A 14,954-nucleotide genomic window follows, 5' to 3' on the forward strand; every position below is an offset into this window, starting at 1 on the left:
GACGACCGGCTCCGCATCGCGAGAGGGGGAGGACGTGCCTGCGGGGAACTCGATCACCATCGTGGATTCGGCTCGACCAGAGCAGTCCTGGATCCGGGCGTGGGACGACCTCGTCGACGCCACACCTGGTTGCGACGTCAGCCAGCTCAGCGCGTGGGGGCGGGTGCGCGCGGCCGCGGGCTACGCCCCGCACTACGTCTTGGCCGCGCACCGGGGCGAAGTCATCGGCGGGGCGCAGGTCCTGGTCCGGAACGTGCGGCCGCTGGGGACGATCGGCTACGTGCCCTACGGGCCCGTGATCGCGACGGGCGTGCCCGATCGCGAGCGCGTGCGCGAGGCGCTCGCCGGAGCCCTCGACGACCTCGCCCGGCACCACGTGCGGATGCTGTTCGTGCAACCACCGGAAGGCGTCGACGACCTCAGCGGTGAGCTGATCGAGCGCGGGTTCCGCGCGTCCGACGCGCGGGTGGCCCCGCCCGGGTCGTTGCGCATCGATCTCACCCGCTCCGAGGAGGACCTGCGGTCCGAGTTCGGCAACGTGCGGCTGCGCCGGGACATCAGGAGGAGGTCCTGGGAGGACAAGGGGGTTCGACTCGATCGCGGTGATGAGCGGGACGCCCCGGTGGTGGCCGAGCTGCTCGCCCGGACCGGTGCCCACCACGGGTTCCAGCCGTTCTCCGAGGAGTACGTGGCAGCTCTGCTGCGCGGGCTCGGCGAGCACGCCGCGCTGTGGATCGCCCGCCACCGCGGAACCCCCGTGGTCGCCCACCTCTACACCCTGTGCGGGGCGACGATGAAATCGCGCCTGACCGGGTTCGATCGCGCGGTGCCGAGTCCCAAGGGGATGCCCGGCATCCTGCACTGGGAAGCCATGATGTGGGCCAGGGGCCGGGGGTGTCGGTGGTTCGACCTCGGGGGCCTGCCGGAGTCGGCGTTGCGGACGTTGCTGGACGACGCCGGCGATCGCTCGTCGCTGAACAGCTACGACCGGTACAAGTGCGACTTCGGCGGCAGTCCCTACCGCTGCTCCCCCGCGATCGAGTCCATCAGGCCGGTGGCGCTGCGCGGCGCCTACGACCTCGCGAGGCGGACCGGTACCGGCACGCGCCTGATCCGGACGGCGCAGGGCTTGCTGCGTCGGGGCCGCAGCGGGACGACCGCTCCGCAGTCCTCCCCGCACGGCGTTCGCTGAGGGTTCAACTTCCTCACGCTGCGCGCACGCGTGCGGCGCGCGGGCGTTCCGCACGCGGGTTCGCGTTGAAAACCGGCTGCCTGGTTGATGTTCGGGCTGGTTACCGGGTGTGAGTTCGGGTCTCGCGTGGTCTCGGCCGGGTGGCGTGGCCGAAAACCGCGCATTTTCCGTCCGGTTCGAGGCAACCCTAGTCGAACGTGCGACGTGGAAAGGGTGTCGCGATGCCAAGGCCCGAACCGGGCCGCTGGGGGCCAGCACCGAACACCACGCGCGGGACACCTGTGCGTTCGCACGCCTGCGTAGCTGAGAACTGGGAGGAAAAATGTCGACGAGGACTCGCAAGATCGCTGCGAGCGGGGCCGGTGCACTGCTGCTCATGGCCGTCGGAGGGGGCGTCGCCTCCGGTGAGACGCAGGAGGAGGCCGTGCAGCGCGCCAAGGCCGTGTGCGGCGAAGGCCAGCTGTGCGTCTGGGACGGTCCGAACTTCTCGGGTCACCAGAACACCTTCCACGACTGCCTCGACGCTTGGGCCAAGTTCGAGGGCTTCGAGGACGGGCGTGCGGGCTCGTGGCTGAACACGCAGTACGCGCCCGGCGTCGCGTCCTTCGCCACCGGAAACCCGGACGACCCGGCCACGTGGACCGAGGGCTACAGGTCGCCCGAGAACGAGGCCATCGCCGACGGTGGTCCGCTGAACCTGGTGGGGGTGGATCCCTGCTGAGAGGGGGAACGCCGATGACCACGGCCGCCGCTCGCGGGCGTGGTCATCGGCGTGTTCGGCGATCGATGGCACGATGGGCCCATGACGCGATGGAGCAGCGACCAGCTTCCGGACCTGGCGGGCAAGACGGCCGTGGTCACCGGCGCGAACAGCGGGCTCGGCCTGGAGACGGCGCAGGCGCTCGGGCGCGCCGGCGCGCACGTGGTGCTCGCGGTGCGCGACATGGCCAAGGGCGAGCGGGCGGCCGGGAGCGTTCCGGGATCGGCCGAGGTGCGCAGGCTCGACCTCGGTGACCTCGCCTCGGTGCGGGAGTTCGCCGAGCGGTTCGACGGCGAGATTTCGTTGCTCATCAACAACGCCGGGCTGATGTTCCCGCCGGAAGGGGTCACGAAGGACGGTTTCGAGCTCCAGTTCGGCATCAACCACCTCGGGCACTTCGCCCTGACGAACCTGCTGCTGCCGCAGGTCACCGACCGCGTGGTCACCGTGTCCTCCGGGATGCACCGGGCGGTGCGGGGAATCCACTGGGAGGACCCGAACTTCACCGGCGCCTACGACCCGCAGAAGGCCTACGGCCAGTCCAAGCTGGCGAACCTGCTGTTCGCGCTGGAGCTCCAGCGCCGGCTCACCGACGCCGGGTCGCGGGTCCGCTCCACGGCCGCGCACCCGGGCTACTCGGCGACGAACCTGCAGAGCCACGCGGGCAGCGCGGTGCTGCGCCGGTTCATGGCGCTCGGCAATCTCGTCGTCGCGCAACCCGCGAAAGCCGGTGCCCTGCCGACGCTCTACGCCGCCACCCAGGACCTGCCGGGCGCCAGCTTCGTCGGCCCGGACGGTCCGATGGAGCTGCGCGGTTCCCCCACCCTGGTCGGCCGCAGCAAGGCGGCCAGCGATCCTGCTGCCGCGCAGCGGCTCTGGACGCTGTCCGAGCACCTCACCGGCATCGGCTTCCCGCTCACCGAGAAGTCCTGACCCGGCGCCTCAGCCGCCGGCCGCGCGGGTGGTGATGGTCAGCGGCACCCCGTGCGGGTCGATGAGCAGCGGTTCGGTGCCGGGTCTGAGCACGGCGCCCGCACCGGCGGCGGTCATCGCTCCGACGGCGCCGCGGGCTTCGGCCACGCCGAGCCCGAGCGAGCGCAACCCGTGCCGCGACTGCCCGGCCGACCAGGTGCTGGGCCTGGTCTCGCTGCGGAAGGTGAACAGCTCCAGGACGACGTCGCCGACGCGCACGTTGGTGATGACGAAGCCGCGCGGGTCGTCGCCGCGGACGAGCTTGCCGATGACGCGGGCGCCGAGGGTGCGGACGTAGAAGTCGAGGGCTTCTTGCAGGTCCGGCGCGGTGACGGCGACGTGGTCGAAGACCGGTCCGGCCGCGCGCGGCCGGTTCTGGTGCGCGGCGAGGTCTTCGGCGGCGAGTTCGTGCGAGGAGATCTCGTCGTGCTGGACCGCACCTTCGACGAACTCCAGCAGGGTTCCGTCGGGGTCGGTGAAGAACGTGATGCGAACGCCGCCGTGGGCGTCCTTGGGGTGCGCGGTGAACTCGACACCGGCCTCGCGGAGCCGGGCGGCCTGGGCGTCGACGTCGCCGACCTTCATGCCGACGTGCCGCATCCCGCACTGCAGGTCGTCGGGCTCCCAGCCGCCGAGGTCGCCCTCGCCGACCTCGACCAGCTTGATCCGCGCGGGCCCGGCGTCCAGCCAGCTGATGCCGGATTCCGCTGCGATCTCGGGGAATCCCAGCAGTTCGGAGTAGAACTCCCGGGATCGGGCCAGGTTCCGGCATCCGATCTCGACGTGCCGGATCGCAGCGGTGGCCGCGCTCGGATCGGCCGAATGGTTCGCGGTCATCGCCCCTCCGGCGGTTCGTCCGGAGGCCGCGGGCGAGCGGCGTTCCGGTGATCATGCGTCCGCATGATGCTGCCACCGGCCTGACGAGGAGGGCAACGGGATGTCGGGGACACGAACCGGGGGCTGTCCGGTTCGCGTCCTCCCGGGAAGAGGTGGTGCCCGCCTCGCCGAGGGGGCGGGGGCGAGACGGGCAGCCGCGAGGCTACGCCGTTCGGCCCATCTCGGGCCCTGCGAACGAGCCCCGCCCGGCGATCTCACCAGATCCAGCGATCACTCCCGCTTTAGTTCACCATCTCAACTAACCAGCGTCCTCATCGGTGACCGGCACCACACATGACCAGCGATGACTGCGATTTTCGGCAGCCCCTTGCCTCACGAGGCCCGCGCTATTAGTTTGACGCCCATACTTATTGGAGGTGTTCGTGACCGAGCGAGGAACCGGCGAAGTCGTGCGGCTGGGCGGGACGTCCGGCGTCGACCAGACCGCCGTGCGCCGGGCCAACCTGGCCCGCGTGCTCGACGAGGTGCGGCGCGGCGAGGTCGTCTCGCGCGCCGACATCGCCACTCGCAGCGGGCTCACCAAGGCCACCGTCTCCAGCCTCGCCACCGAGCTCATCGACCGCGGCCTGATCCGCGAGACCGGGCTGCGCCGCGACGGCGCCGTCGGCCGCCCCGGCCGGGCCCTGGAGCTCGACGGCGGCGGCATCACCGCGCTCGGCCTGGAGATCAACTCCCAGTACCTGGCCGCGCGCGGCACCGACCTCGCCGGACGCGTCATCGTCGAGCGCCGCCTGGGCTTCGACGCCATCCACGCCGACCCCGGGACCACCCTCGACCGGCTCGCCGGGCTGGCCCGCGACGCCGTGGCCGAGCTCGCGGGCAGCGCGTCGTCGTTCCTGGCCGGGATCGCGGTCGCGGTTCCCGGCCTGGTCGACGCCGAGAACGGCCGGGTCCGCTACGCGCCCAACCTCGAATGGCGCTCCACCCCGATCGCCGAGGCGCTGCGCGACCGGCTCGGCAGCGACGTGCCGATCGTGGTGGACAACGAGGCCAACCTGTCCGCTCTCGCCGAGCTGCACGCCATGCCGCACCCGGCCGCCGACCTGGTCTACCTGACCGGTGAGGTCGGCGTCGGCGCCGGGCTGATCACCGGCGGCCGGCTGCTGCGCGGGTCCGGCGGGTTCTCCGGCGAGATCGGGCACATCCCGGTCGACCTCGACGGGCAGGTCTGCGGGTGCGGGCGGCGCGGCTGCCTGGAGACCAAGATCGGTCTGCCCGCGGTGCTGCGCGCGGCGGCACCCGACCTGGTCGACCGCGAGGCCGATCCGCAGGACCAGGCGCACGCGCTGCGGCAGCGCGCCGAGGACGGCGGACCCGAGGCCATGGCCGGGTTCGACGAGATCGGCAGGTGGCTGGGCATCGGCGTGTCGATGCTGGTGAACCTGCTCAACCCGGAGGTCGTCGTGCTCGGCGGCTACCTCGGGACCGTGGCGCCCTACCTGGTCCCCGCCGCGATGCGCGAGCTGCGCGCCCGCGCGGTGGCCGGGGACGAGGCCGCCTGCCGGATCACCGCGTCCACCTTCGGCTTCTCCGCCGCCGTGCGCGGCGCGAGCAGCATCGTCATCGAGGAGATCTTCGGCGACCCGCTGCGCATCCCCGCAGCCGAGAAGGCCGCCGACTGAACAGGATTCGGCACCCCCGGTGCCGGTGAGCAGTGCACGACGAAGTGAGGAGCACCAGGTCATGACCGACTTCACCCCGAAGCGCGACGACAAGTTCTCGTTCGGACTCTGGACGGTGGGCTGGCTCGGCCGCGACCCGTTCGGCGAGGCCACCCGCAGCCCGCTGGACCCGGTCGAGGCCGTGCACCGGCTCTCCGACCTCGGGGCCTACGGCATCACCTTCCACGACGACGACCTGGTCCCGTTCGGCTCCGACACCTCGGAGCGCTCGGCCGTCGTGTCCCGGTTCCGGGGTGCGCTGGACGAGACCGGGCTGGCCGTGCCGATGGTGACGACCAACCTCTTCAGCCACCCGGTGTTCAAGGACGGCGGGTTCACCGCCAACGACCGGGACGTGCGCCGCTTCGCGCTGCGCAAGGTGCTGCGCAACGTCGAGCTGGCCGCGGAGCTGGGCGCCAAGACGTTCGTGGCCTGGGGCGGCCGCGAAGGCGCGGAATCGGGTGCTGCCAAGGACGTTCGCGCGGCGCTGGACCGCTACCGCGAGTCCGTGGACACCGTGGCGGCCTTCATCAAGGAGCGCGGCTACGACCTGAAGCTGGCGCTGGAGCCCAAGCCGAACGAGCCGCGGGGCGACATCCTGCTGCCGACCGTGGGTCACGCGCTGGCGTTCATCAACGAGCTCGAGCACGGTGACATCGTCGGCGTGAACCCCGAGGTCGGGCACGAGCAGATGGCCGGGCTGAACTTCGCGCACGGCATCGCGCAGGCGCTGTGGTCGGGCAAGCTGTTCCACATCGACCTCAACGGCCAGAGCGGCATCAAGTACGACCAGGACCTGCGCTTCGGCGCCGGCGACGTGCGCAACGCGTTCTTCCTGGTCGACCTGCTGGAGAACGGCGGCTACGAGGGTCCGCGGCACTTCGACTTCAAGCCGCCGCGCACCGAGGACTACGACGGCGTCTGGGCCTCGGCGGCCGGCTGCATGCGGAACTACCTGATCCTCAAGGAGCGCGCGGCGGCCTTCCGCGCGGACCCGCGGGTCAAGGAGGCGCTGGAGGCCTCCCGCGTCGGCGAGCTGTCGACCCCGACGCTGGGCGCGGGCGAGAAGGTCTCGGACCTGCTGGCCGAGGACTTCGACGTCGACGCCGCCGCGGCGCGCGGCATGGCCTTCGAGAAGCTGGACCAGCTGGCCATGGACCACCTGCTCGGCGTGCAGTGAGCATGATCGCGTGATCGCCGGTTGATCGCGCACAATCACCCGTGAGGAACCACTCCGGCCCGGGAGGCTTCACCGCCTCCCGGGCCGCGCGAGCGTGAAGGATGACGCAATGCTGGTGCTAGGCATCGACTCGTCGACCCAGTCCACCAAGGCGCTCGTCGTCGACGCCGACAGCGGCGAGGTCGTCGCCGAGGCCAAGGCGTCGCACCCCGACGGCACCGAGGTGAACCCGGCGGCGTGGTGGGAGGCGGCGCAGACCGCGATCGGCGAGGCCGTCGCGCAGGCTCCCGGTCGGATCGAGGCGGTGTCGGTCGGCGGCCAGCAGCACGGCATGGTCGCGCTCGACGAGCGCGGCGAGGTCGTCCGCGACGCCCTGCTGTGGAACGACACCCGCTCGGCGCCGCAGGCCGCCGAGCTCACCGAGCGCCACGGCGCGAAGGAGCTGGCCGCGCGGACGGGCCTGGTGCCGGTCGCCAGCTTCACCATCACCAAGCTCGCCTGGCTGGCCCAGAACGAACCGGCCAACGCCGACCGGGTCGCGCAGGTGCTGCTGCCGCACGACTGGGTCGGCTGGCAGCTGGCCGGACGTCCGGAGCGGACCTGGACCGACCACGGCGACGCCTCCGGCACCGGCTACTACTCCCCCACCACCGGCGAGTGGCTGCCCGAGGTCCTGGCCGAGGCGATGGGCGGGCGCACCCCGAGGCTGCCGGAGCTGCTGGCGCCGAACGCCAAGGCCGCGGTCGCGACGCTGCCGGGCATCGAGGGCGCGACGATCGGCGTCGGCACCGGCGACAACATGGCCGCCGCGCTCGGGCTGGGCCTGCAGCCCGGTGACGTGGTGGTCTCGCTGGGCACCTCGGGCGCGGTGTTCGTCCCGGCCGAGCAGCCCAGCGCCGACGAGACCGGCATCGTGGCGGGCTTCTGCGACGCCACCGGCCGCTACCTGCCGCTGGTGTGCACGCTCAACGCCGCGCGGGTGCTGAGCTCGACCGCGCAGATGCTCGACACCGACCTGGAGGGCCTGTCGCGGCTGGCGCTGCAGGCCGAGCCGGGCTCGGGCGGGCTGAGCCTGCTGCCGTACCTGGAGGGCGAGCGCACGCCCAACCTCCCGGACGCCACCGGCACGCTGACCGGCCTGACGGGCGCGAACATGACGCCGCAGAACCTGGCCCGCGCCGCCGTCGAGGGGATGCTGTGCGGCATGGCGGATGCCATCGACGCGCTGCGCGACACCGGCGCCGAGGTCCGCCGCGTGCTGCTCATCGGCGGTGCCGCCCGGTCCGAAGCGGTCCAGGCCATCGCCCCGGGCCTGTTCGGCGTCGACGTCCACGTCCCCGACCCGGCCGAGTACGTCGCGCTCGGCGCCGCCAAGCAGGCCGCCTGGGCCCACGCGGGCACCTCCGCTCCCCCGAACTGGCAGGTAGCGGGCACGTCCCACCCGGTCGGCGACAACACCTCGGGCCCCGCGATCCGCGCCACCTACGCCCGAGCCCGCCACCAGGTCCACGGCATCTGACCGTTCCCCGGGGACGAACACCGCAGGTTCGTCCGGTCGAAACCTGCGGTGTTCGACCTGTCGAAAACCGCGGTTTTCGTCGGATGAAAACTGCGGTTTTCGACGCGCGAAAACTGCGGTTTTCGACGCGGGGTCGGGTCAGGCTGCGGCGAGGGCCGGGTGGGTGGCGGTCCTGAGGGTGGTCGCCGCTCGGTGCAGGAGGGACTCGGCTCGGGGTGTTGGGGTCCAGTCGGGGGCGGTGAACCAGGTGTCGTAGAGGTAAGTCGGGGATAGCGGGTCCGGGGTCGGCAGGGCGTTGGCGAGGCCGACGGAGTGGCTCCTGAGCGTGCCGAGGCCGATCGGGAGGACCGGTTTTCCGTCGAGGGCGCGCGGCGGGAGCATGGCCAGCCACGTGCGCAGCGGCGTGCTGCCGTGCGGGTCGTAGCGCGGGAGCACCACCGCGACCGCGTCGGCTTCGGCCAGCGCACGCTGGGTTCGGCGGACGTCCGGGTGATCGTGGTTCCCGGCCATCAAGGCGGAGTGCGGGAGTTCGCCGACGGCTATCTCGACGACGTCGGCGCCGGTGGCGCGCAGTTCGTCGGCGAGAGTCCCGGCGATCATGCCGGGGCGGGAACGTCGGGTCAGGTGTCCGGTGAGCACGGCGAACTGGGTCATGTCACCCCTCCTCGGTCCACTGTGGACGAAAATGGGAACAGGCGAGGACACGACACCATGCTGAACTCCTGAGAGGCGGGATGCGACACCGGCGCGTCACCGATCGACGCGAAAAGCGTTGCTGGAAGAAGAGATTCCGGTAGCCGCCGGGGCCACCGGTCAGGACGAGCCGTGGATCAACAGATCGCGCTGCACACGCGCAACAGGTCGATGTGGCACCGCACCACGAGACCGGCCAGGGCTGTCATACCGGTCATCCTCATGCCTTCCAGGCACGCTTGTAAAACCGCGCCGCGCGCATCCCACATTCCGGGCCGGGGCGCGTCGGCACCCCGGCCCGGACGGGCTCAGGCGGGCCGGTGCTTCGACACGAACGTCACCGAGATCAGGCCGATGACCGCGACCGCCGCGAAGGCGTAGAAGCCCCACGGGTAGGCCAGACCGGCGCTGAGCAGCGCACCGCCGACCAGCGGACCGCAGATCGCGCCGAGCCGGCCCACGCCGCTGGAGGCGCCGAGCGCGGTCGCCCGCCCCACGGCCGGGTAGTGGTGGCTGACGTAGGCGTAGACCGGCACCTGGGTGCTGAACACGAACACGCCCGCCAGCAGCACGCTGACGTACACGCCGAAACCGGGCAGCGGCACGCTCAGCAGCGCCAGGAACACCGCCGCGGCCGTGAACCAGATCAGGGTGCAGGTGCGCACCCCGATCCGGTCGGAGACCCGGCCCGCGAGCAGCAGGCCCAGCACGGCACCCACGTTGAGGGTCAGCAGCAGCGCCAGCGCGGCGCCGAGCTCGTAGCCCGCCTCGCGCATGATCTCCGGCAGCCAGGTGTTGAGCCCGTAGACCAGCAGCAGCCCCATGAACGAGGTCACCCAGAACGCCAGCGAGGATCGCAGGTAACCGCCGCGGAACAGGGTCGCCACGGGACTGCGCGCGGCCTTCTCCTCGGCGGTGGCCGGCAGCGACTCCGGCAGGTAGCGGGCCAGCAGCGGCACCAGCGCGACCGCCGGGATCGCGCCGATGACGAACATGGCCCGCCAGGTCAGCACCGGGATCACCAGGATCCCCAGCAGCGAGGTCAGCACCGCGCCCACGTGGTAGCCGGTCATCAGCGTGGTCGTCGCGCTGCCGCCCTTGGCCTGCGACGCCTCGTTGACCAGCGCGATCGCCACCGGCAGCACGCCGCCCAGCCCCAGCCCGGCCAGGAAGCGCAGGAGCCCGAACGCGAGCGGCCCCGTCGCGAACGCGCACGCCAGGGTCAGCACCGAGAACAGCGTCACGGTGGCGATCATGAGCTTGCGGCGGCCGAAGCGGTCGGTCAGCGGTCCGACGCACAGCGCGCCGATCATCACCCCGACCAGCCCGACCGAGGAGATCACCGACGCGGTCGCCGGGGTGAGCCCCCAGCTCGGGTCGCGCAGCAGCTTGGGGAGCACGACACCGAGCACCACCAGGTCGTAGCCCTCCAGCGCCACCGCCGACCAGCACAGCGCGGCGACGCCGCGGGCCGACGTCCGCTGGTCGGTCGTCGGTTCCGGCTCGCCGCCGGACCGTCCTGACGCCGTTGTCATTCCAGGTCACCTCTTCGCAGTCCGTGTTGTGCCCGGAATCATGTGACCCGGCTCCCCCGACCCGACCAGCTTCGGTTTCCGCCCAGCGGAACCCGCTGCGAGGTCGATATTCGGCGTACGCCGAGCGTCACCACCGGTCACCCCGCGCAGTCATCCGGACGAAACGGATGTGGGGGTATGTCCGTCACCCGTCAGGATGAGGCCGATCGAGGCATGATGTCCGGCCATGGACACCATGCACGAGACCGCGGCACCCGCCGGGGCCGAGGTCGACGAGTCACGTCTGCGCTGGTGGGAGCGCCGCACCGAGTGGCCGATGGTGGCCCTGTCGGTGCTGTTCCTGGGCCTCTACGCCTGGATGGTGCTCGACACCGGCCTGAGCCCGAGGGCCCACGCGCGCATCGACGGCGTCATGTGGGCGGTCTGGGCCGCCTTCGCCGTGGACTACGCGGTGCGGCTGGCGCTGGCCCGCCGCCGGCTGCGGTTCGTGCTGCACAACATCTTCGACCTGCTGGTGCTGGTGCTCCCGCTGCTGCGGCAGCTGCGGGTGCTGCGGCTGGTCGTGGTGCTGCTGACGCTCAACCGGCGCGTGCAGGCGCGCGTGCGCGGCCAGGTCGTGCTCTACGTGACCGGCGCCGTGGTCCTGCTCGGCACGTCGGCGGCGCTGGCCGTGCTGGAGGTCGAGCGCACCGCGCCGGACGCCGAGATCACCACCTTCGGCGACGCGCTGTGGTGGACGATGACGACCGTGACCACCGTCGGCTACGGCGACTACTACCCGGTCACCGGGCAGGGCAAGCTCATCGCGGCCGGGTTGATGGTCGCCGGGATCGCGCTGCTCGGCGTGGTCACCGGCAGCATCGCGTCCTGGTTCGTCGACCGCTTCGGCAGTCTGGAGCAGTCGATGAGCGCCAGCGCCGACGCCACCCGCCGGCTCGACGCCGAGAGCGACCAGCTGCGCGCGGAGATCGTCGCGCTCCGGGAGGAGATCACCGCGCTGCGCAAGGAGATCACCTCCCGCGACTAGCCCTGACGGGCTCATTCCAGGACGCGGGCCGGCACCGCCGCGGCCATGGCGACGGCCCCCGCGTCGTTGGGATGCAGTCCGTCGCCGCCGTCGAACTCCGGGCGCAGCCGCTGCGGATCGGCCGGATCGCGGGTGGCGGCGTCGAAGTCGACGACCGAGTCGTACTCACCGCCGGTTCGGATCCAGTCGTTGACCGCCTGCCGCTTGGCCTCGTTCTCGGGCGTGTAGAAGCCGAGGCCGTCGCCCTTGAACGGCAGGATCGTGCCGCCGTGGATCCGGATCCCGGCGGCGTGCGCGCGAGCGATGAGCTGCCGGTGCCCGTCGATGAGCTGCTGGGCGGTCACGGTTTCCGAGGGCGGAGCGATGGTGCCGGGGTGCCCGAGGTCGTTGACGCCGAGCAGGACGATGACGTCGCGCACCCCGGGCTGGGCGAGCACGTCGCGGTCGAAGCGCCGCAGCCCGGCTTCGCCGAAGAACGCCGCGTACTCCTCGGCCTCGTTGCCTGCGGGCGGGTTCGGGTCGTGCAGCAGCCGGTTGCCGCCGATGCCGGCGTTGAGGACTCCGGTGCGGCGCAGGCGTTCGGCGAGCAGGTCGGGCCAGCGGTGGTTGGCGTTGACCTGCGTGCTGGCGCCGTCGGTGATGGAGTCGCCGAAGGCCACCACCGAGGCCGCGCGGCCGGTGGGGCGAACGCTGACGCCGGAGAGCAGGTACCAGCTGGTGGGTCGCGCCACGGGCACGACCGAGGGCGCGGCCACGACGTTGCCGTCGGCGACGGCGTTTTCCTGCAGCGCGGAGTCGTGCAGCGAGGTGATCGGCGTCGGCCCGGGCAGGTGGATGCTCACCACGAGATCGTCGCGGGCATCGATGCTCAGCGGCACCGGGTCGCTCACCAGCGGAGCACCGGGCGGCGCGGTGGCGCTCTCGGAGCCGCTGAAGCGGACCGCGCGATCGGTGGCGGGGTCGATGTCGGTGCCGGTTCCCGCGCGGCGGGCGACGTGGACGGCGCCGATGCGCAGCGGGGTGCGGCCGAACTCGTTGGTCAGCCGGATCCGCAGGTCGCCGCCGCCGATGCTGGTGTGCACGACCTGGCGGACCGTGGCGTCGGCGACCGTCGGGGTGTTGCTCTCCGGGGTGGCGCTCGGTGCGGCCGCCCAGGTCCCGACCCGACCCGGTTCGGTGGCACCCGCGACGCCGGAACCGCTGAGCAGCAGCAGGGTTCCGAACGTTGCGGCCGCGAATCTCTTGATCGTCACGCTGGCCTCCTCTGGCCCGCAACATTTCTGAAACTGAAGCTAAGCATCCGCCTCCCGGGTGTCAACGTCCGGATGGACCACGCTTGACCACCGTTTTCCCACCGCACATTACGAAAGTTGCGATTCTTGACGTTTCGACAGACGCGGCCCTAGCCTTCGATATCGCGTGATCTCCGAAATCTTTCGGAAACTGTTCGGCCAACGTCGACGAACACGGGAGCCGCGATGAAGCCGATTCGCCTAGCCACCACCGCCGCAGCCGCGCTCATGCTGCTGCCCGCCTACGCCCAGGCCGCACCCGGCCCGTCGCAGGCGGACACGCTGCGCGACGCCGCGCCCGACGGCCTCGTCATCGGCTCGGCCGTCGCCGGCGGCGGCCACCACGAGGAGCAGCCCTACCCCGACCCGTTCAGCTCGGACCAGCCCTACCGCGACGTCCTCGGTCGCGAGTTCAGCTCGCTGTCGCCCGAGAACCAGACGAAGTGGGAGTACGTCCACCCCGCGCGCGACACCTACAACTTCGGCGTCGCCGACTCCATCGTGGACTTCGCCCGCCAGCACGGCCAGGTGATGCGCGGGCACACCCTGCTGTGGCACAGCCAGAACCCGGACTGGCTGGAGAACGGCAACTTCTCGCCCGAGGAGCTGCGCGAGATCCTGCACGAGCACATCAGCACCGTCGTCGGCCGCTACGCGGGCAAGATCCAGCAGTGGGACGTGGCCAACGAGATCTTCGACGAGAGCGGGAACCTGCGCACCACCGACAACATCTGGATCCGCGAACTCGGCCCGGGCATCATCGCCGACGCCTTCCGCTGGGCCCACGAGGCCGACCCGCAGGCGAAGCTGTTCTTCAACGACTACGGAGTGGAGAGCGACAACGCCAAGAGCGACGCCTACTACTCGCTGATCCAGGACCTGCGCGCGCGAGGCGTCCCGGTGCACGGGTTCTCGGCGCAGGCTCACCTCAACCTCGACGACGGCTTCCCCGCAGACCTCACCCAGAACCTGCAGCGCTTCGCCGACCTCGGCCTGGAAACCTCGATCACCGAGCTGGACGTGCGGATGACGCTGCCGGAAGGCGGCGCGCCGACCGAGCAGCAGCTGGCCGAGCAGGCGGACTACTACCGCCGCGCGCTGCAGTCCTGCCTGGACGTCGCCACCTGCCACTCGTTCACCGTGTGGGGCCTGCCGGACAAGTACTCCTGGGTTCCGGGCACCTTCCCGAACCAGGGCGCGGCGACGATCTACTGGGACGACTTCACGCCCAAGCCCGCCTACGACGCGCTGCTGCAGACCCTGTCCGAGGGGGACCGAAAAGCGGGAAAGCCGAGAACGAACGGATGACGACGTCCGGGTGAACCTCGTCTGGTTTCGGTCGCCCGAACCTGGCACGGTGAACCGGATCGGGGTTCGGCGGTGTCCGGACCACGAGCGCGCGAGCGGGGCGGCATCCGGCCGCCCCACCCCGCCCGAGCGTGAAAGGTGTTGCGGGTCCGATGCGGTCGCAGACCGAGACCAGAGCCGAGGTGTCCTTCGAACGCCTGTCGCGGTTGCGCGACACCGGTTTTCACCGGCTGCGCCCGGGGATCGACAACCTGAGCACGCGGGTGCTGCGGCTGGCGGGCAGCGCCGCCGAGGGCTGCGGGAACGTCCGGATGCTGCGCGACGCGCGCACTCTCGGGCTCTCGGTCGAGTGGCGCTACCGCTACGGGTTCCCCGGCGAGACCGACCACGCCTACTCCCGGGTGCTGCGGCAGTTCCCGGCGCTGCACCACCTTCCGCCGATGACCGGCGCCGAGCGCAGCGGCGACGGCATCTCCGCCGCGACCGAGACGGCCCTGCTGGCCGGTGTCGCGGAGTGGCGCCGGGAGCACCCGGCGGGCGCGCTGCAGGTGTTCGCCGACGGCGAGGCGCTGGTGGTGCTCGACGACCGCCCGCGCTTCGGCAGGCACGAGTACGTCTTCGCCGGTCCGGCCGCGGATCTCCTGCGCCACCTGGAGGCTCCGTGCCCGCTCGCGGTGCTCTCCGCACGCTTCGGGCCGCAGGTGCACGCCCGGCTCTCGGACCTGCGCGAGTGCGGCCTGGTGTTCACCGACGCCGGCAACTGGGTGCACGTGCTGCCTACCACGACCTGAAACCGGTTGGGGTGACCTCGGCCTCGATCGTGATCACCGAGTGCCCTCGCCGTGAGGTGACCCGCCTATCGTCATCACCCGTCGGAGGGTGTCGCGCACCATGCGAACGGAGCAGTGCGCGGTCACG

Annotated in this window: 13 protein-coding genes; 9 read left to right on the plus strand and 4 right to left on the minus strand. The window is 71.6% G+C overall.

Annotated elements, in window-relative coordinates; translation table 11 throughout:
- Nucleotides 1-34 precede the first annotated feature (34 nt).
- The 3 genes from REH65_RS03815 (at nt 35) to REH65_RS03825 (ending at nt 2,885) form a co-directional block, all read left to right on the plus strand.
- On the plus strand, nt 35-1,192 hold the full coding sequence (locus REH65_RS03815; protein WP_406691300.1) for a lipid II:glycine glycyltransferase FemX: 1,158 nt from the start codon (nt 35-37) through the stop codon (nt 1,190-1,192).
- A 322-nt stretch (nt 1,193-1,514) separates the two neighbouring features.
- Nucleotides 1,515-1,913: a peptidase inhibitor family I36 protein gene (locus REH65_RS03820; RefSeq protein ID WP_281455927.1), complete on the plus strand. Its 399-nt coding sequence runs from the start codon at nt 1,515-1,517 to the stop codon at nt 1,911-1,913.
- A gap of 81 nt (nt 1,914-1,994) precedes the next feature.
- Nucleotides 1,995-2,885: an oxidoreductase gene (locus REH65_RS03825; protein WP_281455926.1), complete on the plus strand. Its 891-nt coding sequence runs from the start codon at nt 1,995-1,997 to the stop codon at nt 2,883-2,885.
- Nucleotides 2,886-2,894: 9 nt separating this feature from the next.
- Here the strand turns inward: REH65_RS03825 and REH65_RS03830 are convergent, their stop codons facing one another.
- Nucleotides 2,895-3,761: a VOC family protein gene (locus REH65_RS03830; protein WP_406691301.1), complete on the minus strand. Its 867-nt coding sequence runs from the start codon at nt 3,759-3,761 to the stop codon at nt 2,895-2,897.
- Nucleotides 3,762-4,183: 422 nt separating this feature from the next.
- Between REH65_RS03830 and REH65_RS03835 the strand changes: the two genes are divergently transcribed.
- The 3 genes from REH65_RS03835 to xylB all read left to right on the plus strand — a co-directional run bounded on the left by REH65_RS03835 (nt 4,184) and on the right by xylB (nt 8,181).
- Nucleotides 4,184-5,443 (plus strand): ROK family transcriptional regulator, encoded by a 1,260-nt coding sequence (locus REH65_RS03835; protein WP_281455924.1) that lies wholly within the window; start codon nt 4,184-4,186, stop codon nt 5,441-5,443.
- Between the two features lie 61 nt (nt 5,444-5,504).
- Entirely contained in the window at nt 5,505-6,662 is a 1,158-nt protein-coding gene (gene xylA / locus REH65_RS03840) for a xylose isomerase (protein WP_406691302.1), read from the plus strand.
- Nucleotides 6,663-6,771: 109 nt separating this feature from the next.
- Nucleotides 6,772-8,181: a xylulokinase gene (gene xylB, locus REH65_RS03845; RefSeq protein WP_406691303.1), complete on the plus strand. Its 1,410-nt coding sequence runs from the start codon at nt 6,772-6,774 to the stop codon at nt 8,179-8,181.
- A 138-nt stretch (nt 8,182-8,319) separates the two neighbouring features.
- On the opposite strand, the gene REH65_RS03850 is transcribed toward xylB, so the two are convergent.
- Together REH65_RS03850 and REH65_RS03855 are read right to left on the minus strand one after the other, a co-directional pair.
- Nucleotides 8,320-8,835, minus strand: coding sequence for an NADPH-dependent FMN reductase (locus REH65_RS03850; RefSeq protein WP_406691304.1), 516 nt, complete (start codon nt 8,833-8,835; stop codon nt 8,320-8,322).
- 347 nt (nt 8,836-9,182) lie between these two features.
- Entirely contained in the window at nt 9,183-10,409 is a 1,227-nt protein-coding gene (locus REH65_RS03855) for an MFS transporter (protein WP_406691305.1), read from the minus strand.
- Nucleotides 10,410-10,635: 226 nt separating this feature from the next.
- On the opposite strand from REH65_RS03855, the gene REH65_RS03860 reads away from it, so the two are divergent.
- Entirely contained in the window at nt 10,636-11,436 is an 801-nt protein-coding gene (locus REH65_RS03860; RefSeq protein ID WP_406691306.1) for an ion channel, read from the plus strand.
- Between the two features lie 11 nt (nt 11,437-11,447).
- On the opposite strand, the gene REH65_RS03865 is transcribed toward REH65_RS03860, so the two are convergent.
- Entirely contained in the window at nt 11,448-12,689 is a 1,242-nt protein-coding gene (locus tag REH65_RS03865) for an SGNH/GDSL hydrolase family protein (RefSeq protein ID WP_406691307.1), read from the minus strand.
- A gap of 225 nt (nt 12,690-12,914) precedes the next feature.
- On the opposite strand from REH65_RS03865, the gene REH65_RS03870 reads away from it, so the two are divergent.
- Nucleotides 12,915-14,036 carry an endo-1,4-beta-xylanase gene (locus REH65_RS03870; RefSeq protein ID WP_406691308.1) on the plus strand — a complete coding sequence of 374 codons (1,122 nt, stop codon included), beginning with the start codon at nt 12,915-12,917 and terminating at the stop codon, nt 14,034-14,036.
- Between the two features lie 152 nt (nt 14,037-14,188).
- Nucleotides 14,189-14,827, plus strand: a complete 639-nt coding sequence (locus REH65_RS03875) for a hypothetical protein (protein WP_406691309.1) — start codon at nt 14,189-14,191, stop codon at nt 14,825-14,827.
- The last annotated feature ends 127 nt before the right edge of the window (nt 14,828-14,954 follow it).

The sequence above is a fragment of the Saccharopolyspora sp. ID03-671 genome (assembly GCF_045278815.1).
Lineage (GTDB): Bacteria > Actinomycetota > Actinomycetes > Mycobacteriales > Pseudonocardiaceae > Saccharopolyspora > Saccharopolyspora ipomoeae.

Coding starts and splice junctions, on each gene's coding strand:
- REH65_RS03820 (WP_281455927.1), top strand. CDS start 1,515: ATGTCGACGAGGACTCGCAAGATCGCTGCGAGCGGGGCCGGTGCACTG.
- REH65_RS03825 (WP_281455926.1), top strand. CDS start 1,995: ATGACGCGATGGAGCAGCGACCAGCTTCCGGACCTGGCGGGCAAGACG.
- REH65_RS03830 (WP_406691301.1), bottom strand. CDS start 3,761: ATGACCGCGAACCATTCGGCCGATCCGAGCGCGGCCACCGCTGCGATC.
- xylA (WP_406691302.1), top strand. CDS start 5,505: ATGACCGACTTCACCCCGAAGCGCGACGACAAGTTCTCGTTCGGACTC.
- xylB (WP_406691303.1), top strand. CDS start 6,772: ATGCTGGTGCTAGGCATCGACTCGTCGACCCAGTCCACCAAGGCGCTC.
- REH65_RS03850 (WP_406691304.1), bottom strand. CDS start 8,835: ATGACCCAGTTCGCCGTGCTCACCGGACACCTGACCCGACGTTCCCGC.
- REH65_RS03855 (WP_406691305.1), bottom strand. CDS start 10,409: ATGACAACGGCGTCAGGACGGTCCGGCGGCGAGCCGGAACCGACGACC.
- REH65_RS03860 (WP_406691306.1), top strand. CDS start 10,636: ATGGACACCATGCACGAGACCGCGGCACCCGCCGGGGCCGAGGTCGAC.
- REH65_RS03870 (WP_406691308.1), top strand. CDS start 12,915: ATGAAGCCGATTCGCCTAGCCACCACCGCCGCAGCCGCGCTCATGCTG.
- REH65_RS03875 (WP_406691309.1), top strand. CDS start 14,189: ATGCGGTCGCAGACCGAGACCAGAGCCGAGGTGTCCTTCGAACGCCTG.